Genomic DNA, 26237 nt, shown 5'->3' with positions numbered 1-26237 from the left:
ACGTGGTGGATGCGTGAGCCGGCAGGCGTTGGGCGACTCTGCCAACGATCGTCACTCGACCGTGACGGATTTCGCCAGGTTGCGCGGCTTGTCGACGTCGTAGCCGCGGGCCCGGGCCACCGCGGCGGCGAACACCTGCAGCGGGACCGTCGACAGCAGCGGCTGGAAAAGCGTTGACACCGCTGGTATTTCGAAGATGTGATCGGCGTACGGGCGCACCGTGTCGTCACCCTCCTCGGCGATCACGATGGTGATCGCCCCGCGCGCCTGAATCTCGCGGATGTTGCTCAGCAGCTTGGCGTGCAGGATCGCGGCGTTCTTCGGCGACGGCATCACCACGATGACGGGCAGGCCTTCTTCGATCAACGCGATCGGACCGTGCTTGAGCTCGCCGGCGGCGAAGCCCTCGGCGTGCATGTAAGCCAGTTCCTTGAGCTTGAGCGCACCCTCTAGGGCCACCGGGTAGCCGACGTGGCGACCCAGAAACAGCACCGTTGGCGACGACGCGAATTGCTGCGCCAACTCGGTGATGGGTCCCAGGCGGTCGAGCATCCCGGCCACCAGGTCGGGCATCGACTCCAGCTCGTGGTACTCCCGCTCGACCTCATCGGGGTACTTGGTGCCTCGGGCCTGAGCCAGCGCGAGGCCCACGAGGTAGTTGGCGGCGATCTGGGCCAGGAATGTCTTGGTGGCGGCCACCCCGATCTCGGGACCGGCGCGGGTGTAGAGCACCGCGTCGGCTTCGCGCGGGATCTGGCTGCCGTTGGTGTTGCAGATCGCCAGCACCTTGGCCTTCTGACTCTTGGCGTGCCGGACGGCTTCCAACGTGTCGGCGGTCTCGCCGGATTGGGAGATCGCAATCACCAGGGTGCCGCGGTCCAGCACCGGGTCGCGATAGCGGAACTCGCTGGCCAGCTCGACCTCTACCGGGAGCCGGGTCCAGTGCTCGATCGCATACTTGGCCAGCAGCCCGGAATGGAAAGCGGTGCCGCAGGCCACGATGAAAACCTTGTCGATCTCACGCAGCTCCTGGTCGGACAGGCGCTGTTCGTCGAGCACGATGCGGCCGTCGACGAAGTGGCCGAGCAGGGTGTCAGCGACAGCGGCCGGCTGCTCGGCGATCTCCTTGAGCATGAAGTACTCGTAGCCGCCCTTTTCGGCGGCCGACAGGTCCCAGTCGATATGAAACTCGCGAGCATTCGCGGTGTCGTCGGCACCGTTGAAGTCGGTGATTCGGTAACCGTCGGCGGTGATGACGACCGCCTCGTCCTGACCCAGCTCGACGGCATCCCTGGTGAACTCGATGAAGGCCGCGACGTCGGAACCGAGGAACATCTCGCCATCGCCGATGCCGACCACCAACGGGGTGGACCGACGGGCGGCGATGATGGTGCCGGGGTCATCGGCGTGAGCGAACACCAACGTGAAGTGCCCCTCCAGCCGGCGCAGGACCGCCAGCACCGAGCCTTCGAAGTCACCGGCAGTCGGACCGTGGGTGTAGGCGTGGGCGACCAGGTGGACGGCCACCTCGGAGTCGGTGTCGCTGGCGAACTCGACACCGTCGGCTTCCAACTCCTGGCGCAGCGTCGCGAAGTTCTCGATGATGCCGTTGTGGACGACGGCGAACTTGCCCGCCGCGTCGCGATGCGGGTGGGCGTTGCGGTCGGTGGGACGGCCGTGCGTAGCCCACCGGGTGTGGCCCATGCCCGCGACGCCGGTCAGCGCGGCCGGTTCCGTTTCGGCCAGCGCTTCCTCGAGATTGGTCAGTCGGCCCGCGCGGCGGCGCACAGTCAGGCCCCCGTGGCCATCGAGTAGGGCAATACCGGAGGAGTCGTAGCCGCGGTACTCCATCCGCCGCAGTGCGTCCACGACGACGCCCTGGGCGCGACGATGGCCGACATAAGCCACGATTCCGCACATGTTGATCCAGGGTAGTGCAGCAGGGGGCTCGACCTGGTGGACTAAGTTCGTGGGGTGGCCCGGACTCGCAAGCTCTTCGCGGCACTGACTCGCCGCGGTCGGCATCAGGTTCTACGCGGTGACCTGGCCTTTGCCGGGCTCCCCGGCATTGTTTACACCCCGGCGTCGGGCTTCAATCTGCCCGGAGTGGCCTTTGGCCACGATTGGCTCACAGATGCTGATCACTACCTGAAAACGCTGGAACACCTCGCTTCATGGGGCATCGTCGCCGCTGCTCCGAGCACCGAGCGTGGCCTGGCCCCGTCGGTGCTGAACCTGGCGTTCGACCTGGGCACCACCCTCGACATCATCACCGGTGTGCGACTGGGCCCCGGCCAGATCAGCGTGCACCCCACCAAACTGGGCTTGGCCGGGCATGGCTTCGGCGGTTCAGCTGCGGTGTTCGCGGCCGCGGGCCTGTCCGGGGCGGGCTCAGGCGCGCCCAAGGCGGTCGCGGCACTGTTCCCGTCGGTCACCAAACCTCCCGCCCAGCAGCCCGCAGCAGCGTTGAAGGTGCCCGGCCTGGTGCTCAGTGCACCCGACGATCCGCAGTCGCTGCGGAGCGATGCCCTGGACCTGGCCGGCGCCTGGAAGGGATCGGTGCTGCACATCGTCAGCAAGGCAGAATCCGCCGGGCTGGCCGAGAAGCGCCGCTTCGCGGGGGTGTTGGGACTGCCAGGTTCGGATCGGCGCACCCAGAAGACGGCGCGCGCGCTATTGACCGGCTTCCTGCTCTATCACCTGACCGGAGACAAGGACTACCGGGAGTTCGCCGACCCCGAGGCACTGCTGCCCAAGACCGAGCTGCTCGACCCCGAGGCGCCGCCGGTCACGCCGGAGGACCAGATCGTCGCGCTGCTCAGGTAGCCCAACAACCAACCAACCAGCTGGTTGGTGATATAACCTGCTGATGCGCACCGGGATTTTTCTGGACTATTCGGGCGGCTTCCGCGAGGCCGTCGAGCACATCGTGGTGTTGGAGAAGGCTGGGGTGGACATCGCCCTGGTAGCCGAGGCCTACTCCTACGACGCCGTCAGTCAGCTCGGCTATCTGGCCGCCAAGACCTCGACCATCGAGTTGGGCTCCGGCGTCTTCCCCATCTACACCAGGACGCCGTCGCTGCTCGCGATGACGGCCGCCGGCCTGGACTTCGTGTCCGACGGCCGCTTCCGGCTCGGCATCGGTACGTCCGGCCCGCAGGTGGTGGAGGGTTTTCACGGGGTCCCGTTCGACGCCCCGCTGGGCCGCACCCGGGAAGTCGTCGACATCTGCCGCCAGGTCTGGCGTCGCGAACGTGTGCAGCACCAGGGCCGCAGCTACCAGATCCCGCTACCGGCCGGCCAGGGCACCGGCTTGGGCAAACCACTTCAGATCATCAATCACCCTGTGCGCGAACGTATTCCGATCACCATCGCCGCGTTGGGCCCCAAGAACGTCGAACTGACCGCCGAGATCGCCGAGGGTTGGCAGCCGGTGTTCTTCTACCCGGAGAAGGCCGACGCCGTCTGGGGTGAGGCACTGCGGGCCGGAAAAGCCAAGCGCGACAGCCAACTCGGTGAACTCGACGTGATGGTCGGCGTGTCGCTGGCGATCGGCGATGACGTCGAGGAGCGGCTGAACTGGGCCAAGCCGCATCTGGCACTCTATATCGGCGGCATGGGCGCCAAGGGCCAGAACTTCTACCACAAGCTGGCCACCCGGTATGGCTACGGCGAGGTGGCCGACCACATCCAGGATCTGTTCCTGTCCGGCCGCAAAGCCGAGGCGATCGCCGCGGTGCCCGACGAGTTGGTGCGCCAGGTGAACCTGATCGGCCCGCGCGGCTTCGTCAAGGAACGGATCGCCGCCTTCGCCGAAGCGGGGGTCACCACGCTGTTGGCCACACCGGCCACCACCGACACGGGCGAATACCTCAGCTGGGTGGAGGAATTACAGCAGCTGCTGCCCTGATCACCGGGGGGCGCGCGGCGCGCTGCTCATCAACCGGGCGCAATAACCGACGTTGCGATGAGGGCATGGCGGGCCGGTCCCGGTCAGCGGTCACTGACCGACCTGCGCCAGCTCGTCGGCGGCGATCTCACACGGCGTCTGCTCATCAAGCTGCCCGGGTGGGTCCGGCGGGTCCACTGGGTCGACTTGGGCCGGCTCCGGCTCCGGCACCGCGTCGGCGGGTTGAGCGTCGGTGATCTCGGGCGCATCCGCGGGCAGCGATTCGTCCTCAGCGGTCTCCTGAACAACCGGAACATCCTCGGGCACAGTCTCTTCGGCATCCGGTTCGCCGACGTCGCCGACGGGATCGTCCTCGTCCTCGTCCTGCTCGATGGAGTCGTCGAGTTCAGGTGGATCATCGATCGCAGCACTGTCTGGTATGCCGTCGAACAACCCGCCCAGAGCATCGGCGATCTGGCCCACCAGACCCGACAGCCCGCCGGCGACGTCTGGAATGGCTGGCGCTCCCGCGGGCATCCCACCACCGAGGCTGGGCGGGGCCGACTGCTCGGCCAGCGGAGCCGGTGGAAGGGATTGCGCGGCTGGATCATCCGGTATTGACGGTGGCGGCACTGGTACAGATTCGGCCGCTGGCGGCGGCACTTCCGCGGCGGGCACGGTCGCCGCAGCGGCTGACGGCGGCGACTGCGGCGACTGCGGCGAGACGCGCGGCGCACCGAACTGTCCGGGGACCTCGAAATATGCTGTTGGAGCGCCATTCAGCTGTCGCAACGCGTCTTCGTAGGCTGCTGCCGCCGATGCCGTTGCCGAGCGCATCGCGGAGAGCCATTCGGTGCGGATATCGGCATCAACGTAGGGCGTGATCTGCTGAGTGACAACTTTGACCGCCTCCTCACGTCCCGCTCCCCCACCCGTCACGGCGGCCGCCGCGGCCAGCCAAACCGGCCGCTCACCGGCACGCCGGTCGTCGATCGACACGGCCGCACTGACCTTTTCGTCGACCAGACGACCGAGGTTGTCCCGTAGTACCTCGCAGGCTCCTGCCGCGGCGTGCAACGCCTGGGTCACGGCTGTCCCAGCAGCGTTGTGCCGCTCGATGAAATCGTCTGCCACCGAACCAGACTCACCCTGCCACGCCGCCGATATCGTGGCGCCGCCGTCACGCGCAACCCGTAGCGCCTCATCGGCCGCAGCCGACGCGGCTCGCAACACAGCGCAGTCAGCATCCAGCGTACGCAGATCCAAACCGTCCTCACCGCCGTACCATTCGAGGATCTGCGCCGCGTATGCGGTCAGATCCGGATGCTGGTAGCCCACGGCATGACAGGCCGACACATAGGCCTGGGTGTTGGACACCGATGCTCGCCCAGTCGCCAACTGGGCCGCGACGTTCACTGTCATCGGGCCGCCCTCAGCTCGGCATCACCGTAGCGGTCAGCGGTGACTCGCAATGCGGCGGCGACCTCCTCAGCGGCGCGTGACCACTGTGCCACCCCGGCGACCAGCCGGTCCAATGCCGATCGCACCGCATCACCGTGAGCGGCGTGCGTTCGCCCCGCCACGCTCCCGTCGAACTGCAATCGGTTCCGTGACGCGCCACCGAGCAGGTCGGCGGCGGCATCGAAGCGTTGGGCGGCAGCGCGCACCGCCGCAGTGTCCACGCGTGTGTTACCCATGTCCGTCTATGACGCACGGACGCGGTGATTGGTTCCAGGGCTTGTGAAATCAGCCTTCGGCGCTGACCGATTCGGCGATGCGGATCGCCAGCTGCCGGGCGGTGTCCTCGTCGGCGGCTTCCACCATGACGCGAACCATCTGCTCGGTTCCCGACGGCCGCAACAGAATTCGCCCGGTATGTCCAAGTTCGGCCTCGGCCTGGCGCACCGCGCTCTGCACCGCGGGCGCCTCGGCGACCGTAGTCTTGTCCGCGACCTCGACGTTGATGAGGACCTGCGGCATGGTGCGCATCGGCGCGGCCAGCTCGGCCAGCGGCCAGCGGGTCTGCGCCATGCGGGCCATCAGCCGCAGACCGGTGGCGATCCCGTCGCCGGTGGTGCCCAGCGCGGGCATCACGATGTGGCCCGACTGTTCACCGCCCAACGTGAACTCGCCGGCCCGCAATTCCTCAAGGACGTAGCGGTCTCCAACGCCAGTGGTGCGCACGGCGATACCGGCCTCGCGCATGGCGAGGTGCAGACCGAGGTTGCTCATCACGGTGGCCACCAGCGTCTCCGAGGCCAACTCACCGGCATCACGCATGGCAACGGCCAAGATCACCATGATGGCGTCGCCGTCCACGACCCGGCCGGTCGCATCCACCGCCAGGCAGCGGTCGGCGTCGCCGTCATGGGCCAGCCCGATATCGGCCCGGTGAGCCACCACCGCCGCCTGCAGCTGCTCCAGGTGTGTCGACCCGCAGCCGTCATTGATGTTCAGACCGTCGGGTTCGGCGTTGATCGCAATAACCCGTGCACCCGCGGCGTGGTAGGCCCGCGGCGCGGCTTGGAATGCGGCACCGTGAGCGCAGTCGACGACGACCGTCAGCCCGTCGAGCCGAATCGGTGCGGCGGCGCGGACGTGATGCAGGTAGCGCTCCAGCGCGTCATTCGCGTCGACGACGCGGCCGATCTCGGCGCCGACCGGGCGCAAACCCGGACCCTGCGCGACGAGTTCCTCGATGCGGTCCTCGGTGTCGTCGTCGAGCTTGTGACCGCCGGGGCCGAAGATCTTGATGCCGTTGTCGGGCATGGGGTTGTGCGAGGCGGAGATCATCACACCAAAGTCGGCACCGTAGGCACCCGTCAGGTGCGCCACCGCCGGGGTGGGCAAGACTCCGACGCGCAGCGCGTCCACGCCCTCACTGGTGACGCCCGCGATCACCGCCGCCTCGAGCATCTCCCCGCTGGCACGCGGATCGCGACCGATGACCGCCACCCTTCGCCCCGAGCTTCTCGTCGCAGCGAGCCGCCGCGCCGCGGCCGCCCCCAGCGCCAGACCCAGCTCAGGGGTCAGTTCCCGGTTGGCGACGCCTCGGACCCCATCGGTCCCGAACAGTCGACCCATGCGGACAAACCTCTCATAACTCCCGGCTCAAGACACAACCGATGAGGTTAACCGCCATGTCGCCGCCAAACCGACATTGCACCGAGACGCCGGCATAGCAAAACGCTGCCCGCACCAGGTCTAGGTGCGGGCAGCGTGAGCCAACTGGGGTTACTGGCCCTGCGCCATCGACGGAGCGGACGGAGCCGCCGGCGCCGGGGACGTGGCGGTCGCGCCGATGCCCGACATGCCATGGCCGCTCTGGGCGGGAGCGACGTCCGAGCTACCCGGTCCGCTGGTGGTGAACGTGTAGCTCACACCCGCGGTGCTGCTCGCGCACACCGGAACGGTCTGGATCTGGTTGGTGGCGAGCTGCGGCAGCTTGGACGACAGGTCGTCACTCGGGCACACACTCGAGGCCAGAGTCTGCGCATTATTCAGCGAGACGTTCTCGATGGTGCCGACCTGCTCGCCGTTGACGGTGAGTCCGATGTTGAGCAGTTCGCCGGCAGCCGGCTGCGGCGCCTCGGGCATCCCGGGGGCTTCCGGAGCCGCGTTCGCGAGTCCAAAACCACCCACGACGAGCAGCGATCCGCCGAGAACTGCACCTGCGGCCATCTTCGTCATGATGTTCATGTTCGCTCCATTTCTTCCTGTGATTGGCAGGGAGTTTCTTCCTGCGGTGAGCAGGGAATCAGAGCTGCGGGACCTATCACCACACAGCCCCGAAGGTGGACACCGACCCCTAGAGGTCACTCCTACCTGGGGCAGCCGACGTTGCCGCCGGCTTCAAGGAGCGTTGCCGAAGCGCCAAGTACTCAAACCGAAACGTAACAATCGATCTTTCACAGGCACCCTGAGCTGGGCGTTTGGGCTGTGACACAGCCCACAAACGAATCGCCGGGCGCCTCCAGTGGAAACTGGACGACACCCGGCGAGCCGTTGCGTAGGGATACGCGGCAGATCAGCGCTTGCTGTACTGCGGCGCCTTGCGGGCCTTCTTGAGGCCGTACTTCTTGCGCTCGATGGCACGCGGGTCACGCGTGAGGAAGCCAGCCTTCTTCAGTGCCGGCCGGTCCTCGGGCTGCACCAGGATCAGCGCACGGGCGATCGCGAGGCGAAGCGCACCGGCCTGACCGGAGGGGCCGCCACCGTCGAGGTGGGCGTAGATGTCGAAGCTGTCGACCCGGTCGACGGTCACCAGCGGGGCCTTGATCAGCTGCTGGTGCACCTTGTTCGGGAAGTAGGCCTCCAGGGTGCGGCCGTCCAGGTTGAACTGGCCAGTGCCCGGCACCAGCCGAACCCGAACCACAGCCTCCTTGCGGCGGCCGACGGTCTGGATGGGACGGTCGATGATGATCGGGGCACGCGGGGTGGCCTCGGCGGCGAACTCCACTTCGACGACCTCAGTGTCCTCGGGGGTCTCGATCACCTCGACGACCTCAGTCACCTCGACCTCAGTCGTGTCTTCTGTCGTCTCGCTCACTGCGCCACCTGCTTGATCTCGAACGGAATCGGCTGCTGCGCGGCATGCGGATGATCCGGGCCGGCGTAAACCTTGAGCTTCTTCTGCACCTGACGGCTCAGCTTGTTGTGCGGCAGCATCCCGACGATGGCGTTCTCGACCACACGGTCGGCGTGCTTGACCATCTCGTCCCCAAGGGTGCGGGAGCGCAGACCACCCGGGTAACCCGAGTGACGGTAGGTCATCTTGGTCTGGAGCTTGTCGCCGCTGACGGCGATCTTGTCGGCGTTGATGACGATGACGAAATCGCCACCGTCGACATTCGGCGTGAATGTCGGCTTGTGCTTGCCGCGCAGCAACTTAGCTGCTTCAACGGCGAGCCGGCCGAGCACCACGTCGGTGGCGTCGATGACGTACCACGAACGCGTGGTGTCACCCGCCTTCGGCGTGTACGTAGACACAGCGCTACCTTCTTTTCTTCTCGGGTTGGTCCCGGTATGACCCGGGTGCCGGTCGGTACGCGACGGTGGGGGGTTACTTCTCGGCGACCAACACTGACCCGAGAACCCGGCTTACGCCACGGTGCGAAACCGCGGCGTACCGCACGCCAACGTGGCAGCTTACCTGCGACGATCCGGGCAGGTCAAAACGCCGTTGCCCGCTCGTAGGCGATGTTGGCGACAGCCCGGACATAACGGGTGCCGACGGCGTCGGTCATGGTCGCCGCCACCGTCCCCATCCGGCGGCCGACGCGCTCGGTGGTGGTGGCCAGCGTGAGAGGCCGCCCGTCGACCGGAGGCGACCGGAAGTAGAAAACGGACAGGTCAGCCAGGGTGTAGCGGTCGCCGGGGCTGGTGTGGGCCTGGCCCGCCAGGGAACAGGCCTGACCGATCAGCGACGCGATGACGCCGCCCTGAATGGCGCCCAGCGGGTTGGCCATCCACGCTTGCGGCGTGACCGTCATGACCGGCTCGTCCTCGATCGCGACGGTCATGTCCAGCAGTTCGCACAGCGGCCCGCGAGCGATATCGCCGCTGCTGATCGCGGCCAGGATGCGCCGGCCATCCCAGTCCGGGTCGATGGTCGAGACGGTGGTGTCGACGTCGGGCGGTGCGGGCAGTGTCTCGACCGGTGTCGCGATGGCGTCCTTGTCCAGCGCCCGCAGCGCTTCGGTGCTGCGGCCGACCCGCACGGCGCGGGCCACTCCCGAGCAGACGACGTCGTGGTTTCCGGTGGTGATGGTCACGGTGGCGGTGCCATGGGCGTCATCTCGGTGGGCCATCGCCGACACGGCATGCAGCCGATCCCCCACCTTGGGCCGGGCGCCGGCGGTGAGTGCGAGCCAGGACTGCACGGTGGCGACGGGCTCGGCAAACGTGTACCAGTACGCGCCGCTGGTGACCGATTCGGCCATCACCGCGTAGGCCGGCATCTCCACCACGCCGCGGTGGTCGACCAGCGTCTGGTGCACCTGTTGGTCCAGCGAGATGCCGGCCTCGCTGACTCCGGTGTTGCCGACGCTGAAGACCGACTGGGGTCCGTTAGGTGTGCTCATCATCTGGCATCTTCGCAGATGGCCAGCCCCGGCAACCGCCGCGAGCAGCGAAAATCGCTTTCGAGACCCGTTTGAACTGTGGTCCGATGGCAGGCATGGCGCACATCTGGCCACTATTCGATCTGCAGGTGGTGACACCGCGGGTCACGCTGCGCTCTGTCAGCGACGAGCTGGGCGTGCAGCTGGCCACCCTGGCGGCCAACGGGATTCACGATCCGGCGACCATGCCGTTCAGCGAACCGTGGACCGACGTGCCGTCACCGCAATTGGAACGCAACAGCCTGCAGTACTACTGGCGCAACCGGGCCGAGACGACGCAGAACACTTTCCGCAGAACCGGAGTTTGACCACCGGCTCGTGGCTGGGTCTCGCGCATCAGGGGCAGGGCTTCGGCAAGGAGCTCCGCCAGGCCGCACTGCACTTGATCTTCGCCGGCTTTGACGCCGACCTGGCCGTCACCCGCGCCTGGCATGACAATGCCGCCTCCTTGGGGGTGACCCGCTCGCTGCCGTATGCCGAGACCGGCACCACGGTGGAGGACCGACGCGGCCGCCCCGACACCATGGTGGGGTTTGCCATGACGCCGGGGCGGTGGGCGACGATCCGACGTGACGATATCGGCCTGGTCGGTATCGAAGCCGTGCGCGAGGTGCTGGGGAATCAGCGATAGTCGATGACCACGCGGCCATCGATCTGGCCGCGTTCCATCCGACCGAACACCTCATTGATGTCGTCGAGGCTGGCCGCCTCCACGGTGGGATGGATCAGGCCGCGGGCGTAGAAGTCCAGCGCTTCGGCCATGTCCTGACGAGTGCCGACGATCGAGCCGCGAATCGTCAAGCCCTTCAACACGATATCGAAGATCGGTGCCGGGAAATCGCCGGGCGGGAGGCCGTTGAAGACGATGGTTCCACCACGCCGGGTCAGGCCGATCGCCTGCCCGAACGCCTGCGGATGCACGGCGGTGACGAGCACGCCGTGCACGCCGCCGGTGGCCTTCTGGACTTCCGCAACAACGTCGGAGGTCTTGGCGTTCACGGTGACCTCCGCGCCGAGCCGCGCGGCAAGGGCGAGCTTCGCATCGTCGATGTCGACGGCCACCACACGCAGGCCCATGGCACGGGCGTATTGCACAGCGATGTGTCCCAGGCCGCCGATGCCGGAGATCGCCACCCACTGGCCAGGTCGGGTGTCGGTGACCTTCAGACCCTTGTACACGGTGACGCCGGCACACAGGATCGGTGCCACCTCAAGCGGGTCGACACCGTCGGGAATCCGCGCGGCGTAGGCCGCATTCACCAGCATGTAGGTGCCGAAGCTGCCGTTGACGCTGTAGCCGCCGTTCTGCTGCCTCTCGCACAGGGTTTCCCAGCCGGTGCGGCAGTACTCGCAGCTGCCGCACGCCGACCACAGCCACGCATTGCCGACCTTGTCGCCGAGTTCCAGGTCGGTGACGCCTTCGCCAAGCGCGATGACGGTGCCATAGCCCTCGTGGCCCGGGATGAACGGCGGCGCCGGCTTGACGGGCCAATCACCATGGGCCGCATGGAGATCGGTGTGGCACACCCCCGAGGTCTCCAGCTTGACCAAGGCTTCGCCGTGGCCGGGGGTGGGCAGGTCGACATCGACGACCTGGAGAGGCGCGCCGAATTCGGTGACGACGGCAGCGCGCATGGTGTCGGTGGTCGTTGATGTGGCGGGGGTGCCAAGTGTCTGAGTCATGATTGTTGTCCTTCGTGAACGTGGTTGTGGTGGAGTGCCTTGTGATTTCGGTGCGGTTCCGGTTGCTGAGCCGCGGGATGTGCGCCGAAGTCATTCATCAGAAGAAGCCTTGGGCCTTGTTGGAGTAGGAGACGAGCAGGTTCTTGGTCTGTTGGTAGTGATCCAGCATCATCAGGTGGTTCTCCCGGCCGATGCCGGACTGCTTGTAACCACCGAAGGCCGCGTGCGCGGGGTACTGGTGGTAGCAGTTGGTCCACACCCGGCCGGCCTTGATATCGCGGCCGGCGCGGTAGGCGGTGTTGCCGTCGCGGCTCCACACCCCCGCACCCAGCCCGTAGAGGGTGTCGTTGGCGATGCCGATGGCGTCGTCGTAGTCCGTGAACGCGGTGACCGCCACGACGGGGCCGAAGATCTCTTCCTGGAAGATCCGCATGGCGTTGTTGCCGGTGAAGATCGTCGGCTGCACGTAGTAACCGCCACTGAGATCACCACCAAGCTCGGCGCGCTCACCGCCGGTCATCACCTTGGCGCCTTCGCTTTTGCCGATCTCGATATACGACAGGATCTTTTCCAGCTGATCATTAGAGGCCTGCGCCCCGATCATCGTTTCGGTGTCCAACGGATCACCCTGGCGTACGGCCTTGGTGCGGATGGCGGCCATCGCCAGGAACTCGTCATAAATATCGGCTTGAATCAAGCTGCGCGACGGGCAGGTGCACACTTCGCCCTGGTTGAGGGCGAACATCGTGAAGCCTTCCAACGCCTTGTCCTGATAGTCGTCGTTGGCAGCCATCACGTCGGAGAAGAAGATGTTGGGACTCTTACCACCCAACTCCAACGTGACCGGGATCAGATTCTGGGAGGCGTACTGCATGATCAACCGCCCGGTGGTGGTCTCCCCGGTGAACGCGATCTTGGCGATCCGGTTCGAGGACGCCAACGGCTTACCGGCCTCCACACCAAACCCATTGACCACGTTGAGAACACCAGCGGGCAACAGATCAGCGATCAACGACATCAAATACAGCACCGACGCCGGAGTCTGCTCGGCAGGCTTGAGCACCACCGCATTACCGGCCGCCAACGCCGGCGCCAACTTCCACACCGCCATCAGGATCGGGAAATTCCACGGGATGATCTGCCCCACCACCCCCAACGGCTCATGGAAGTGATACGCCACCGTGTCCTCATCGATCTGACTCAACGCACCTTCTTGGGCGCGGATCGCCCCGGCAAAGTAGCGAAAGTGGTCCACCGCCAACGGAATATCGGCATTCAGCGTTTCCCGAACCGGCTTACCGTTATCCCAGGATTCGGCGACAGCGATCTTCTCCAGATTGGCTTCGATACGATCGGCGATCTTGTTGAGGATCAGCGCGCGTTCGGCGGCCGAGGTCTTGCCCCAGGCCGGTGCGGCGGCGTGCGCGGCATCCAGGGCCAACTCGACATCAGCCTCAGTGGACCGGGCCACCTCACAAAACACCTCGCCGGTCACCGGCGTCCGATTCTCGAAATACAAACCCCCCACCGGCGCGACCCAGTCGCCGCCGATGAAGTTGTCGTAGCGGGCCGCGAACGACATCACGGAGCCTTCCGCCCCGGGCCTCGCATATACAGTCATGGCATTCTCCTGCCTGTTCAAGACGACGAAGTGTGTCGGTCGTCACTGAAACTAGGCAGTACGGGGTTGCAGCACGGTTGCACGCAGTCGTGCAACCTTCAGGCCAGGTCGATGTCCAGTCCGGCGAGCTTCCCGTGGGCCTGCGCCTGCTGCACCGAGCCGGGCAGCGTGCCGTCATGCAGCGCTCGCCAGCCGTCCCGATCGTCCCGCCCGTCGGGACTGTTCAGCCAGCGGCGCAGCACCGCCGGGTCCCCGGTGGCCAGCACGGCGGCGCGCAGCGTCATCGTCAGCTCGGTACGGAGTCGGCCGACCGCCGGTGAGATCGATTGCGGCAGAAGCGGTCCCGGATAGCGATCGAGGGCGGCGGTCACGTCGCCGGCGTCGAGCGCCTCGTCCACCTCACCGATGTCGGTGGTGATCGGAACCAGCAGCCGATAGGGCCGTGAGTCGATGACCTCCGCGCCGACGACCTTTCGCAGGCGTGACATCTCGGCGCGCACTGTCACCACGTCGAGGTCCTTGTCGTCGAGCAGCATCGCCAAGTGATCAGCGCTCAACCCCTCGGGGTGCCGGCTGAGCAGCACCAGGATGTCGGCGTGCCGGCCGGTCAGCTGAGTCGCACGCAGGTGCCCGAACTCGTCGGTGACCAGCCACCGCGGCCGCTCGGAACCGAGCACCGCCAGCCGTGGACGCCGCGGCGCCACCTCGACCGCCGCTCCGGTCAGCCGAAGCAGAGCCAAGTGGCTTTCGACGGCGACGACGGTGGCGCGGACCAGGGCCAGCGCCTGCGGGGTGGCGACCCGCGATCCGCCGGTCAGGTCGAGGGCGCCGAGCAGTGCGCCGGTGGTCGGGTCGTGGACGGGCACCGCCGTGCAACTCCACGGCTGCACCATCCGGGAGAAGTGTTCGGAGCCGTGAATCTGCAGCTCAGCATCGACTGCCAGGGCGGTTCCTGGCGCGTTGGTGCCCGCGCCGCGTTCACTCCAGTCCGCGCCGGGCATGAAGTTCATCGCCTCGGCGCGGCGGCGGGCGTTGCGGTCGCCCTCCACCCACAGCAGGGTGCCGTCGGCGCCGGTCACCGCGACCACTACCCCGGAACCGGCAGCGTCATCGACGAGCAGTCGACGGATGACCGGTAGTGCCGGGGCCAGCGGATGCGCCTCACGCAGCCGGGCCAGTTCCTCCCCCACCGGCGAGGCTTGCGCCGCAGCGTCGGGGTCGACGCCCTTGGCCAGGCTGCGCTGCCAGCTCTTGGCCACGATTGGGCGCAATGAGCTGGATTCCAGGTACGAGGCGTCGACCTCACCGGCGACGAACAGCTCGTGGACCGCACGCAATAGCGCCGACGGCCGCGGCCCACCGGCTCCGGTCCGCGGTGTTCTGGATATGCCCATCGGCGATCACACTCCTCACGCGGTCGTCCCGACCGGCGCGTGTGCGGTCACGGTACGCCACATTGGGCGTGGTGATGCGCCCGATGCAGAACACCGAGGCCTGCACCACCGTGGAGGGCCGACGCGACCGCCCCGACATCATGGTGGGGGTTGCCATGATGCCGGGACGGCGCGTGCGCACAGTTGGGCACTGCGCGGTAGTGACTGTGCGGCCCCAACGGCTCTCCTCCGCCGAGGCCGCACAGAGTTCGGGTGGGCGATCAGCCCCACATGCCGGCGGCGCGACGATCGGCATCGGCGACGTCGGCCGCTCCGTCGCGCACCGCGGTACCCAGGCGCACCAGGATGTCGTGCAACGCGGAAGCGGCTTGCTGCCAACTCGCCTGCTCGGCTTGGTAGGCGGCCGCGGCATCGGCCGTCCACACCTCCCGCAGCGGTGCGATCTGCCGGCTGAGATCATCGAGTGCAGCACCGAGGCGGGTTGACGTGCCCTGGATATCGGCAAGTACCGCCGCGTCGATCTCGGCAAAATTGTAGGAAAGGACAGGGTCCACAGTCGCGCTCCTTCGCTAGAGATCTGCGGTCACATCGGCGATGCGCCGCGCATGTAGCTGCGCCGCCTCACGCAGTTCGTGTTCGTTGTTCCGGATCGTGTCGGCGATCGCGGCCAGGGCATTGGATAACCTGGTGGACTCGTTGTTCCAGTGCGCGACCACGGTCTTGAACCGCGCCGCCGCCAGCCCACCCCACACTGTCGGCGGCACCGACTCCATTCGGGTGATGAAGCCCTGCAACAACACTCGGATCTCGTCGTTGCGCGTATCGGCAGCCGCGGCGGCGGTGCGCATGAGATCAAAGTCGGCACTCAGAGTCGTCACGGTCCGTCCTTCCATTTGAGTTGTACACGCTGACAATAGATTCGACGTTCAGCTGCCCCCATTGGTTCCCACCGATTCGCGAGCCGACTCAATAGCCCGCTCGCACACCTGGGCGATGCTGTCCTCTCGGCCCGCAGCGCTCTGGCATCCAACACTGATCCGCGTCGAGCCGTCGAGCACCACCGCCCACCGGATGTCCCGGCCGATCCGGACCTCCCGGTAGGTGACCGCGGGGCGCCCACCACGGCGGTCGGCGGGATTGAAATCGACGAACACGCCGTCAGGCTGCTCGTCGACCGCCTGCCGCAACACATCCGCTGTCCGATCCAATGTCTCACCGGGAGCATAGGATTGAGCGACATGCAGAGCGACATTCGGTTCAGTAGGCGAGCTGGCCTGGATGCGCCGCGATCCCGGCCCCGCGGTGATCCGAGTGAGCGGCCACTGCGGAGGGATCCGCAGAGTGACACGGCCTTCGATGATATCGACGGCGTCCGGCGCCGGGGCCTGGCCCCGGGCCGCGCTGGCACCAATTGCACAGAGTGTCAAGGTCGCCGAAGCCGCCGCGAGTACCGGAACCCGCCAGCGGCGCGGAGCCGTCGCCGGCGCCACGGGCTCGACCGCGGACGCCGGCGGCGGCACATCACCGATGCCGGCCAGTTGGGCGACCACGCCGCGCCGACGCAGCGCTGCGCTCACCGCACCGGCGTACTCGGCCGCGCCGGCTACTCCTGGTGGTGCGTCGATGAGCACCCTTGCGCCAGAATCGGTCTCGATTGACTGAGCGATATCGCCCGGGTCGTCGGTACGGGCCGTTATCACTGGCGACTCGGCCAGGGTGGTGATCGCGACGACGTCGTCGGCGATCTCGACCACGGTAGCAAGGTCGCTGCCCGCGATCACCGCCGATCGCGACAGCGCGCGGACATCCGTGACGACTGTCGCCGCCGCGGCAACGATACGTTCCACCCGATGTTGCGGCCACCATGAGGGATGCACGACGGTTAGTGATTCACAGCCCATTTCGACGCTCGCTGCGATGACTTGCCGCCACAGATCAGCGACGCCGACCGGCCGCTCCTGCCACAACACCGTCGTATCGTCGATGCCGGCCAGTGCCGCGGCTACCAGCTCCGCTGCGATCGACCCGCGAAGAGGGATCACTGCCGCTGGGCCGATCTCCAGCACCGTGCTGATCACGGTGCGCACCAGCCCACCTGTACCAGTTGCGCCGCCGAGCGGGTCACCAGCATCCCGCGCCCCGGCGGCCGCGCCACCGCGCGGTGGTGGCCGATCAGCCCGCCCTCCTCGGCGCTTCCGCTCATCAGTAGCCCGGCGCAACCACTGTCGCGAAGGTGAGCAAGAAGTGGTTCGAACATCGCCCGCGCGGATCCAGCGCACCGACGCGCCACGATGAGGTGCAGTCCGATATCCGTGGCATGCGGCAGCAACGCGAGCAGCGGACCCAGTGCGTCCGGCGATGTCGCCGAGACGACGTCGTAGTCGTCGACCACGACGAAGATCTCCGGCCCGGCCCACCATGACCTGGTCTTGAGTTGCTCGATCGAGGTGGCTCCGGCCGGTAATCTGCTCTGCAACAACGCAATCAGCTCGGGCAATCGATCAGCGAGGCTGCTGGGAGAGAATGCGTAGCCGAGCATCTGCTGCGATTCGGCAAGTCCGAGCAAACCACGACGATAGTCAACGACGAACAACGATGCCGGCCGGGCCGTCGCGACGCGCACGATCTCGCCGCACAGCGCCCGCACCGTCGCGGTCTTCCCGCAGTCGGGGTCGCCGAGGATCAGCAGGTGCTGCTGTCGGCCGAAGTCGAGAGCAACCGGTTCGAGCCGGTCTTCGCCAAGGCCCAGCAGTACCCGCTGCGTGTCGTCGCCGGCTTCGTCGACGACAGCGGAATGCTCAACCAGTGCGGGCAGCAACCGAACGGGCGGGGCACACCGCGATCCTGCATGAGCCACTTCGACATCATCCGGTTTCGCAATCAGGAAGTGCTGACCGTCGCGAGTGATGCCCCGCCCTGGCCTGCCGATCGGGACCGCCGAAGCCTGTTTGCGGTCCACATCGGAGTCGATCGGATCACCCAGCCGCAGTTCGATTCTGGTGCCGATCTGATCCTTCAGCGCCGGCCGGATGTCGGCCCACCGTCCCGCGGTGAGGATGACATGGATACCGAACGACAAGCCGCGGGCAGCGAGCCCAGTGATCGTCGCCTCGAGATCAGGAAACTCCTCCCGAACGGTCGACCAGCCGTCCACCACCAGAAAGACATCACCATATGTGTCGGCGTCACAGCGGGCTTCACGAGCAGACAAGATCGCGCCGACATGGCTGACGATTCGCTGCACCAATTCCTTCTCCCGACGGGTCGCGACCGATCCCACGTGAGGTAGACGTCGCAGCCCCTCGAGTGTGCCGCCGCCGAAGTCCAGGCCGTAGAACTGGATCCGCTGTGGATCAAGGCGCGCGGCCAGCGCGGTGATCACGGTTTGCACCGCATTGGACTTCCCGCTCTGCGGTGCACCCACAACCGCGACGTTGCCGCCGGCGCCGTCGAGCTCGACGGCCAGCGGCGCCCGCCGCTGCTCGAACGGCTGGTCAACCAGACCGATCACCGCGCTGAGCTCTCCCCCGCCGGCACCGTCCAGTTCCGAGAGGTGCGGGGACCGCGTCAGCGGCGGCAACCACACTTGATGCGCCCGACTGCCCTGGACACGGAACCGGTCGATGATTACGTCCAGCGCGGTCCGGCTGATGCTGTGACCGATCTCCGGTGGCGCGGCGGGCACCGAGGTGAACAGTCGCACGGCCGGGTTCGAGGGCATGGTTGTGGCGTGGTCACGCAACGGGGCGCCAAGATAGGTGGCCTGGAACCGGATCAGGCGGCCGTCGCCGGTGCGAAGGATGGCGGCCCCTGGGGTGGCGGGGAGCTCGGCGGCGTCCGCGACGCCCAGCACGGCTCGGGATTCCGCGGCTGTCGCGATCTTCAGACAGACACGGTAGGACAGGTGGGACTCCAGGCCGCGCAGGCGTCCCTCATCCAGTCGCTGGCTGGCCAGAAGGAGATGCACGCCGAGTGACCGGCCAACGCGCCCGATCATGGTGAACAACTCGGCGAAATCCGGCTGGTGAGTGAGCAGTTCAGCGAACTCATCGACGACGATGAACAGTGTCGACAGGGCCGGAAGTGTAGGATCGGCCCGCCGATGGCGTTGATAGGAGCCGAGATTGACGACATTGCCCGCACGCCGCAACAGCGTTTGACGACGCTGGATCTCGCCGCCGAGCGCCTCCTTCGCCCGCGACACCAAGTGCGCCTCGTCCGCGAGATTGGTGATGACGGCGGCTACATGCGGCAGGCCCTCCAGGCCAAGGAACGTCGCACCACCTTTGAAGTCGATGAGCACCAGGTTGAGATCGTCGGGTGAATGGCGGGCGATCATCCCAACGACGATGGTGCGCAGCAGTTCGGACTTCCCCGACCCGGTCGCGCCGATGCACAGCCCGTGCGGACCGTGCCCACCGTCGGCCGCCTCCTTGATGTCGAGGTGGACGAGATCACCGTCCGCCGAGGTACCGAGTGCAATCCGCAACGGGGCGAGATCCTTCACAGCCAGTGCGCTGACCCAGCGCTGGAGTTCGTCGGGCCCAGTGCCGGTGGTCCGATGCCGGGCCAGGCGGCGGGCGCAGATCTGCGTTTGCACCATCGTCACACCGTCGGCGGAGGCGAACTCCTCGATGTGCTCACCGGTGCGCACGGCGAGCTGGCCACCGTCGACGTGCAGCCGCAGTGCGTTGGCGTCATCGGTGTCGTTCCCGAGGACGACGACGATCACTCCGGTCCTGACGAGGCTTCGGTGGTCGGCACCGTCCACGATCAGCACGACGTGGCGCCGCTGGGGCTGGACACTGGCCACGGATTCGTACACCATGGGTCCGCCCCGATACGGACACACGTTGTGCGGCAACCATTTCAACCAATCCCAGTACTGCCGGCGGCCCGGTCCGACCACCGCCGCGATCATGAGGGTATCGGGACTGTGCAGCACAGCCAGTTGGCAGAGCATCGCCCGGGCGAGAGCGCGGACGCTCTGCGCGTCGCCGCCGATGTGAAGCACCCGCATCTCGCCGAGGGCGACGGCTATGGGTGCATCGTCGATGATGGCGTGGCAGTGGACGAAGCGCCGCAAGGCATCAGCGGTAACCGGGTCCAGCTCGTCGACTGGTCCGACGGGTGGAACCACGATGCGGCGTGCCAGCTTCTGCCGGCCGAGCCCGATGCGGACGTGGCAGAAGTCCGAGTCCGCCTGCCCGCGCTCCCACATGCGCGGCCCGCCGATCAGCGTCCACAACGTCGATGGCGCCGGATGTGTCCACAGCAGCGACGCTCGCTGGCATTGCGCGGCCTCGCACAGCTGCTCGCTGAGGCGACCGAGGCCGGCCAGATACCGCTTTCGCTGTCGGTCGAGGCTGCCTCCGGCCCGCCGGGCGCCGGCGTGCATCGCCATCCCCACTGCCGACACAAGCATCATGGCCGGAAAGACCAGCGCGGACGGGCCGCGCGCGACCATGCCCGACCCCCACACCAATGCACCGATGCCCATCAGCGCGCCGAGACCCAGCAGGGGCACAAATCGGGATACCCCGCCGGTCGAGGGTGGGCACGGCAGCGTGTCGATCACCAGATCGTTGATCGGAAACTGCGGAGCCACCCGGGCGGGCCGATTCATGCAGGGACGGTAGACACCGCCAGCACCGCCGGGCAATTCACCTGTGGACAACGGAGTTCGGCCGTTCCGGACGCTGGCTAGCGTCCGCTGTCATGGCTGCAACCGACGAGATGTGCCAGGTGTCGATCCGCACCGCTGATCACGAGGCGGACTTCACGCTGCCTGCCCATGTTCCGATCACGGAGCTGATACCCGCCGTCGTGGACCTCATCGGCAAGGACGACTTCGTCAACGCCGAACCGCGCCTGACCAGGGCGTCCGGGGAGGCGCTCGATATGGCGGCGACGCTCGCCCAATGTTCGATTCCCGACGGCGAGCTACTGATCCTGACCGCGGCGGCGGATCGTCGCGCCCCGGTGATCAGGTTCGACCTGACTACCGCCGTCGTCGACGCGGTGGCAGGCTTGACGCCGCCGCCGTGGCCAGCAGCCAACCGCAGAGCGGGATGGATTGTGCTGGGCTGGGCGACAGCAGTGCTTCTGACCCTGCTCGGACGCGCGATGCTGGACCCGAATGCCGCTCGCCATGCCGCTATCAGCGCTGCGGCGGCCTCACTGGCCTTGACCGGTGCGGTGGTGGTGCGTCGGGACCCGACTCTGGCCACAACGCTCGGCGTGCTGGCAACCACATTCGCCGGCCTGACCGCCGCCTTGGCCGTTCCGGGCCAGCCCGGTCCTCCCGGCTTCCTGCTGGCAATGTCGGCAAGCGCCGCCACCTCGCTGGTCGCTTGGCGGCTGTTGGACTGTGCGCCTTTGGTTTTTCTTCCGCTGGCGGCGGTAGCGATGGCGGCCGCGGCAGCGACAGTGGGTGCGGTGGCCGGCTGGTGGCCAACCACAGCCGACGGCCCGATCCTGGCGACGGCGTCGCTAGCGATGCTGACGGTGTCTGCGCGGCTGTCGATCCACGGGTTGTCGACGGCGGGCCTGTCCGATACCGATATCGATCGCACAACGAGGACCGCTCATCATCGGCTGAGCGCGCTCACCGTGACGGGGGCTGCAGCGGCGGCCCTTGGCGCTGTCGTCACCGCAGCGACTGCGGACCGGCCTGCGGTCGCAACGAGCTTCATCGCGGTCATCGGGTCGGCATTGTTGTTGAGGTGTTATCGGCAGGTCGATCCGTATCGTGTTATCCCGCTGATGATGTCGTCCGGCGTTGCGGCGACATCGCTGATCGCCCTGTGCGCAGTCAAGGCTCCGGTGTGCGCACCCTGGCTCTGCGGTGCTCTGCTGTCCGCTGGGATCGCGGTGGTGTGGTTCGGGCAATCCAGGCAGCGCCGATTATCACCGGCAGTACTGCGTGCGATCGCCGTGCTCGACGTGTCGGTCAGCGCGGCGGTCGTCCCCTCCGCGGCGGCTGCGGCTGGGATGTTCGCGGCGCTGCCCGGGATCGGGCCGTCATGACCGGCCGCGGCCCGCGGCTGAGCGCGACGATGACCGCGGTCGTGCTGCTCGCCCTGCCGCACTGCGCACCCCCGGCGTTCGCAGTCATCCCACCGGCAATCGACAACTCACTTCTGCCGCCGCCGGCACCTCCTGCACCGTCCCAGCCGACCGAACAGCGCGAGGCCTGCGCAGTGCCGTTGCCCATTGACGGTGCCGACGTATCGGCAACCCAGTTAGCGGGTTTCGATATGCCCGCGATCTGGCGGCTCACCCGCGGCGCGGGACAGCGGGTCGCGGTGATCGACACCGGGATCGCAGCACACCGTCGGTTGTCCCGCGTCATCGCCGGCGGCGACTATGTCTCGAGCGGCGACGGCAGGCAAGACTGCGACGGGCACGGAACTGTCGTCGCCGGGATCATCGCGGCCGCACCCGATCGGACCGATCCGACGGGATTCAGTGGTATCGCCCCCGACGCCGTGTTGATTGCGATCCGGCAGTCCAGCAACAAGTTCGGACCACTCGCCGACCCATCAAGCCGTGGGTTCGGCGACGTCGCCACCCTGGCCATGGCTGTCCGCACCGCTGCCGATATGGGCGCATCGGTGATCAACATCTCGTCGGTGGCCTGCGCCGAGTCGATGCTCGATGACCGGGCACTCGGTGCCGCGCTGTCGTACGCGGTCGACACCAAGGACGCGGTCGTGGTGGCCGCAGCCGGCAATGTCGGCGGGGACGGTCAGTGCCCCGGTCAAAACACCGCCGCACAACCCACCGTGATCGCCAGCCCGGCGTGGTATGAGGACTACGTCCTGACCGTCGCCTCGGTGAACTCGAATGGCACGCCATCGCAGTTCAGCCTCAACGGTCCGTGGGTCGACACAGCTGCACCTGGCGAACACGTCATCTCCCTCGATCCCGACGGCGACGGTGTGATCGGCACAATGCCCACACCGACAGGCCAGGCGCCGATATCGGGGACCAGCTACGCCGCTCCGCTGGTCAGCGGCGTGGTGGCCCTGGTGAGGGCGCGATTCCCCCGGCTGTCGGCGCGGCAGGTGATGACCCGCATCGAGAGCACCGCCCACCACCCTGCCGGCGGATGGAACGCCGCGGTCGGCAACGGTGTCGTCGATCCGCTGGCCGCGTTGAGTGACCAGGTGGCGTCAACATCACCGCCCGCGTCCCGTCCGCCGGACGCGCCCGTACCAACCGAGCTGCCACCGCACCGTCCCTATGCAGTGGCGGCGACCGGTGCAGCGCTGTGTCTGGCCGGTCTGCTCGCGGCGGCCTCGGTCCGGCTACGGCGGCGGCCCCAGGACGTCCCGGCGGACTAACGCAGCATCGCGCGTGAGATCGGGACCGCCGGGCAGCGCACCCACGATTACCCACGGTGCGACTGTCGACGTCTCAACCAACCCCAGTGCGGCCAATGCCGAATCATGCACGGGGAAGCGCACTCCCGCGTCCGTGATGAGAAAGCGCGCGCCCGAGCTCGGATCAGTGACGTCCAGGCTGTGCCCAGGGGTCATCCGCACGAAGTCGATGCCGGGCCCGTCACCGTCGGATCCGGCCAGGGCGACTGGTTCACGATCGGCTGCCGATGACGGACCGATGGTGATCCCGCTGCGACCGGACTGCCATGTCGCACAGAGATTTTCGTCGGTGTTGCGTAGCAGGGGTGCTTCATCGGGATAGGTGGCCACCGGCAGGGCGTCGACGAGCGGGCTTCGTGCGACCAGCTCGGGTGGCACTTCGCCAATATCACTGGCGGCAGCAGGGTCGGCGAACCGGAGCAGATCGACGGTCAGCCGACCGATCCGCTGAAGCCCGCCGGCAAGCACAACGTAGTACTCGGGCACGTCCGTTCTGATGACCCGCAGGACGGTACCGACCCGCAAGCCGGTGATCGGTGATGGTTGCCCCATCGCTGCAATGTGTGGCGGGCCGATCGCCGGGACCTCGGGAATCGCATTGAGAACCGTCGGAGAGACCTTTCGGACGACAGCATCGTCGTCCAAGTGCAACGCACGTGCGGTGGCGGGGTCACCAGGGTCGATCATCGCGCGCTTGCCGTCATAGAGCAGAAAGACCGACCCATCGCCGCGTGCCACGGTGACGACGACGGCCGCACGCGGGTCCAAGGCGACCGAGGCCGCGTCATCTCCGACTGCCACCGTGGTCCGTCCACCGGAATCGTTGCAGGCCGCCCAGCGCAAGTCCGGGGACGCGATCACCTTCCCCAGCGTGCGCGGCGCCCCGGGGATGCCCAACATCGGTCCGTCGGCCACGTTCGCCAGGGCGCCTTCGTCGATGACCTGCGGTGTCGCCGGCGCCCCCAGGATCAGGCGGGCCGATGTCAGGTTCGCCACCGGCCGCAGCTGGTCATCGACGCGGACGAATAAGGCGCCCGACTGTCGCGACATCACCAGGGCCGCGCCGCTGGCAATTCCGTCAGGTCGGGAAAACCCCAGGATCGCGTCGAGCACCAACATCCCGGCCGCGACCGCGCAGCCGGCCAGCAGCGAAAGCTTCTGGGTGCGAAGGGGGTCGTGGCGCTGCGGCATCGGCCGGCCCAGCACCGCATATTCCAGGCGGCGCAGCAGGAAACGCTGCGCACTCAACTGAGCTCGAAGCGAAGGGCGGCCGGCCATCTCGTGACGCTAGACCAGTTGCCGTGGCATCGATTCCGTTCATCAACAGCCGTAGCTCTTCGCGTTGACGGCTACCGCGAACGTTCCCATACGTATGGGACCAGCGAGCGCAGGAAGTCCAAGTCGGGCCCCTGGTGGGCGTCGCAGAAAGCCTGCTCGAAATACTCCTCGGCAACCAGCAGAATGCCCTCGGCGTATTCGCTGGTGAAATCGATGCTGCCATAGTCGTCCATCAACCTGCGGATGGTGCGAACCAAGTCCTCGGAACGCTCGGCGCGGCTGCGGCGCAGATAGTCGCGGACCACATCACGGTCAGCACCGCGGGCGCTGGCCATCAGGTGCACCAGGGTCAGCGTGCGCTTGCCCTCGAAGATGTCGCCCAGGATCTCCTTGCCGTAGTCGCGCTCGTCGCCCACTAGATTCAGCAGATCATCGCGGATCTGGAAGGCCGCACCGAAATGGAAGCCGAACCGGATCATCTGCGACAGATCCGCCGCACCGTTCGACCCCACGATCGCGCCGACCCGTAACGGATAAATCGTTGTATACCAACAGGTTTTGTGCATGATCAGATCGAGATAGTCCGCCGGCCGCAGATCCTCCACGCAGTCGAGTTGCCAACCGAGCTCGGTGGCTTGGCCCTCCAGGGTCCGCATCGCCATGATGTCGAACTCCTCGAGCACCAGATCGGCGATGTCCCGGTCAAGCCGGCGGGTCGCCCGGCGCAACACCTGGCTGGCGACGATAGCCAGGCCGTCGCCGGCGTTGAGTGCGGCGGCCATCCCGTGCCGCGCGGTCAGGGTGGGTCGTCCGCGGCGCATCTCGCTTCCGTCAGCGATGTCGTCGTGCACCAGAAATGCGTTGTGCAGCAACTCGATTGCGACAGCAATGCCGATCAGATCCTCTTGGGCCGCCCCAAAGGCGCGGCCGGCCGATAAGCACAGCGCCGGGCGTAGCGCCTTGCCCACCCGCGACGGGTATTCCCGCATCGGGCCGTACAACCACTGCACCGGTTCACCGTCGGGCATCGCATCGAGCATCGCGCGCCGCACCGCCCTGCCGACTTCACGAAGCTTGGTCTCCACGGCTTCGGTCAGGTCCGAGCGGTCCGCGACGCTTGTCATGACGCAGGACGGACGGTCAATGCCACCGGCAGCCACAAATCCGGGCGGTCTTCGACCAAGAAGGTGCCGCGATACAGGCCGGGCTTGGTCTTCTTGGCGACCTTGACCGTGATGCCGACACCGCGACTGGAGCGTCCGGGCACTGCAACGGCCTTGGGATGTATCCGACATGCCGCGGCCTCGATGACCGATCCGTCGGCGGCCATCAACTCGCTGCACCGCAGGCGAATCCGACCCATATCACCATCAGCGGAGTTATGGAGCCACACCTCAGCAGTTGCTGCAAGGCCAGCCTCTGTTTCGAACTCCAACCTGCCCGACGCCGCGGAGCCGGTGAAATCCAACGTGGGTGAGATCGCTGCAGTGGGCGGCGAAGTTTGCGGCGCCCCGCCCATCAGGAACTGCCCCGCCATCGCCCACCATGACCTGATCAGCGGTTCTACGTCGGTGGCACCCAAGAGATCTGCGCGTTGCTCGTTAGATAGCGGGGAGGCTTGCCGCACTGTTGCCGCGCTGCCGTCGGGGCGGGTCGCGACCATCCGAACGAAACGATCGACGAGTTCGCTGGCAGCCCGAAAGCCTTCTGCCTGAACGGCAGTCAGCGCCCGGACGTTGGCCGTCGGATCGAAGATCGACGCCCACGGCACATCGTGGATATCACCGTTGTTGCCACCGTCCACTGTGCCCCCGTCAGAATTGTCTCGCTTATTGACGCGCAATCACGTTATGCTAGCTGCGA

24 protein-coding genes are annotated in these 26237 nt (G+C 67.0%); 6 read left to right on the top strand and 18 right to left on the bottom strand.

Going from position 1 to position 26237, the window contains the following annotated elements:
* Positions 1-51 precede the first annotated feature (51 nt).
* Positions 52-1920 carry a glutamine--fructose-6-phosphate transaminase (isomerizing) gene (gene glmS / locus G6N38_RS17105; protein ID WP_163749291.1) on the bottom strand — a complete coding sequence of 623 codons (1869 nt, stop codon included), beginning with the start codon at positions 1918-1920 and terminating at the stop codon, positions 52-54.
* Between the two features lie 54 nt (positions 1921-1974).
* On the opposite strand from glmS, the gene G6N38_RS17100 reads away from it, so the two are divergent.
* Together G6N38_RS17100 and G6N38_RS17095 are read left to right on the top strand one after the other, a co-directional pair.
* Entirely contained in the window at positions 1975-2826 is an 852-nt protein-coding gene (locus G6N38_RS17100) for a dienelactone hydrolase family protein (RefSeq protein WP_163749290.1), read from the top strand.
* A gap of 43 nt (positions 2827-2869) precedes the next feature.
* Positions 2870-3910, top strand: coding sequence for an LLM class F420-dependent oxidoreductase (locus G6N38_RS17095; protein WP_163749289.1), 1041 nt, complete (start codon positions 2870-2872; stop codon positions 3908-3910).
* A 90-nt stretch (positions 3911-4000) separates the two neighbouring features.
* Here G6N38_RS17095 and G6N38_RS17090 read toward each other — a convergent pair whose 3' ends face one another.
* The 7 genes from G6N38_RS17090 to G6N38_RS17060 form a co-directional block, all read right to left on the bottom strand.
* Positions 4001-5311, bottom strand: coding sequence for a hypothetical protein (locus G6N38_RS17090; RefSeq protein WP_163749288.1), 1311 nt, complete (start codon positions 5309-5311; stop codon positions 4001-4003).
* Positions 5308-5586, bottom strand: coding sequence for a DUF7162 family protein (locus G6N38_RS17085; RefSeq protein ID WP_163749287.1), 279 nt, complete (start codon positions 5584-5586; stop codon positions 5308-5310). Before G6N38_RS17085 ends, G6N38_RS17090 begins: the two co-directional genes overlap by 4 nt.
* Positions 5587-5635: 49 nt before the next feature.
* Positions 5636-6973, bottom strand: a complete 1338-nt coding sequence (gene glmM, locus G6N38_RS17080; protein WP_163749286.1) for a phosphoglucosamine mutase — start codon at positions 6971-6973, stop codon at positions 5636-5638.
* Between the two features lie 150 nt (positions 6974-7123).
* Positions 7124-7588, bottom strand: a complete 465-nt coding sequence (locus G6N38_RS17075; RefSeq protein WP_163749285.1) for a hypothetical protein — start codon at positions 7586-7588, stop codon at positions 7124-7126.
* A 328-nt stretch (positions 7589-7916) separates the two neighbouring features.
* On the bottom strand, positions 7917-8381 hold the full coding sequence (gene rpsI, locus G6N38_RS17070; protein ID WP_163752071.1) for a 30S ribosomal protein S9: 465 nt from the start codon (positions 8379-8381) through the stop codon (positions 7917-7919).
* 53 nt (positions 8382-8434) lie between these two features.
* Positions 8435-8878 (bottom strand): 50S ribosomal protein L13, encoded by a 444-nt coding sequence (rplM, locus tag G6N38_RS17065; protein WP_163749284.1) that lies wholly within the window; start codon positions 8876-8878, stop codon positions 8435-8437.
* Between the two features lie 182 nt (positions 8879-9060).
* Positions 9061-9975: a PaaI family thioesterase gene (locus tag G6N38_RS17060; RefSeq protein ID WP_246227270.1), complete on the bottom strand. Its 915-nt coding sequence runs from the start codon at positions 9973-9975 to the stop codon at positions 9061-9063.
* Positions 9976-10067: 92 nt separating this feature from the next.
* Here G6N38_RS17060 and G6N38_RS30750 point away from each other — a divergent pair, with 92 nt between their 5' ends.
* Both G6N38_RS30750 and G6N38_RS30745 read left to right on the top strand, forming a co-directional pair.
* Positions 10068-10319, top strand: a complete 252-nt coding sequence (locus tag G6N38_RS30750) for a hypothetical protein (protein WP_246227268.1) — start codon at positions 10068-10070, stop codon at positions 10317-10319.
* Positions 10316-10642 (top strand): GNAT family N-acetyltransferase, encoded by a 327-nt coding sequence (locus tag G6N38_RS30745; RefSeq protein WP_246227266.1) that lies wholly within the window; start codon positions 10316-10318, stop codon positions 10640-10642. Before G6N38_RS30750 ends, G6N38_RS30745 begins: the two co-directional genes overlap by 4 nt.
* Here the strand turns inward: G6N38_RS30745 and adhP are convergent.
* The 7 genes from adhP to eccCb form a co-directional block, all read right to left on the bottom strand.
* Positions 10633-11694, bottom strand: a complete 1062-nt coding sequence (adhP, locus tag G6N38_RS17050) for an alcohol dehydrogenase AdhP (protein WP_163749283.1) — start codon at positions 11692-11694, stop codon at positions 10633-10635. The two genes, G6N38_RS30745 and adhP, sit on opposite strands and share 10 nt — an antisense overlap.
* Before the next feature lie 97 nt (positions 11695-11791).
* Positions 11792-13315, bottom strand: a complete 1524-nt coding sequence (gene adh / locus G6N38_RS17045; protein ID WP_163749282.1) for an aldehyde dehydrogenase — start codon at positions 13313-13315, stop codon at positions 11792-11794.
* Positions 13316-13413: 98 nt separating this feature from the next.
* On the bottom strand, positions 13414-14709 hold the full coding sequence (locus G6N38_RS17040; RefSeq protein ID WP_163749281.1) for a GAF domain-containing protein: 1296 nt from the start codon (positions 14707-14709) through the stop codon (positions 13414-13416).
* A 260-nt stretch (positions 14710-14969) separates the two neighbouring features.
* Positions 14970-15263 carry a WXG100 family type VII secretion target gene (locus G6N38_RS17035; protein WP_163749280.1) on the bottom strand — a complete coding sequence of 98 codons (294 nt, stop codon included), beginning with the start codon at positions 15261-15263 and terminating at the stop codon, positions 14970-14972.
* A gap of 15 nt (positions 15264-15278) precedes the next feature.
* Positions 15279-15602: a WXG100 family type VII secretion target gene (locus G6N38_RS17030; protein WP_163749279.1), complete on the bottom strand. Its 324-nt coding sequence runs from the start codon at positions 15600-15602 to the stop codon at positions 15279-15281.
* A 33-nt stretch (positions 15603-15635) separates the two neighbouring features.
* Positions 15636-16796: a type VII secretion-associated protein gene (locus tag G6N38_RS17025; protein ID WP_163749278.1), complete on the bottom strand. Its 1161-nt coding sequence runs from the start codon at positions 16794-16796 to the stop codon at positions 15636-15638.
* Positions 16784-20335, bottom strand: a complete 3552-nt coding sequence (gene eccCb / locus G6N38_RS17020) for a type VII secretion protein EccCb (RefSeq protein ID WP_163749277.1) — start codon at positions 20333-20335, stop codon at positions 16784-16786. Before eccCb ends, G6N38_RS17025 begins: the two co-directional genes overlap by 13 nt.
* A gap of 92 nt (positions 20336-20427) precedes the next feature.
* Here eccCb and eccD point away from each other — a divergent pair, with 92 nt between their 5' ends.
* Together eccD and mycP are read left to right on the top strand one after the other, a co-directional pair.
* Positions 20428-21738, top strand: coding sequence for a type VII secretion integral membrane protein EccD (gene eccD, locus G6N38_RS17015; protein WP_163749276.1), 1311 nt, complete (start codon positions 20428-20430; stop codon positions 21736-21738).
* Positions 21735-23057 carry a type VII secretion-associated serine protease mycosin gene (gene mycP, locus G6N38_RS17010; protein ID WP_163749275.1) on the top strand — a complete coding sequence of 441 codons (1323 nt, stop codon included), beginning with the start codon at positions 21735-21737 and terminating at the stop codon, positions 23055-23057. The genes eccD and mycP overlap by 4 nt, the downstream gene beginning before the upstream one ends.
* Here the strand turns inward: mycP and eccB are convergent.
* From eccB to G6N38_RS16995, 3 genes are all read right to left on the bottom strand, one after another.
* On the bottom strand, positions 23022-24374 hold the full coding sequence (eccB, locus tag G6N38_RS17005) for a type VII secretion protein EccB (protein WP_163749274.1): 1353 nt from the start codon (positions 24372-24374) through the stop codon (positions 23022-23024). The genes mycP and eccB overlap by 36 nt on opposite strands.
* Before the next feature lie 71 nt (positions 24375-24445).
* The gene (locus G6N38_RS17000; RefSeq protein WP_163749273.1) at positions 24446-25498 is read right to left on the bottom strand and encodes a polyprenyl synthetase family protein; all 1053 of its coding nucleotides are present in this window, start codon (positions 25496-25498) and stop codon (positions 24446-24448) included.
* Positions 25495-26217 carry a hypothetical protein gene (locus tag G6N38_RS16995; RefSeq protein WP_246227264.1) on the bottom strand — a complete coding sequence of 241 codons (723 nt, stop codon included), beginning with the start codon at positions 26215-26217 and terminating at the stop codon, positions 25495-25497. The genes G6N38_RS17000 and G6N38_RS16995 overlap by 4 nt, the downstream gene beginning before the upstream one ends.
* Positions 26218-26237 lie beyond the last annotated feature (20 nt).

It is taken from the genome of Mycolicibacterium helvum (genome assembly GCF_010731895.1).
Taxonomy (GTDB): domain Bacteria; phylum Actinomycetota; class Actinomycetes; order Mycobacteriales; family Mycobacteriaceae; genus Mycobacterium; species Mycobacterium helvum.
The sequence above is the reverse complement of the archived record's forward strand: the minus strand, read 5'-3'. Positions and strand labels throughout refer to the sequence as shown.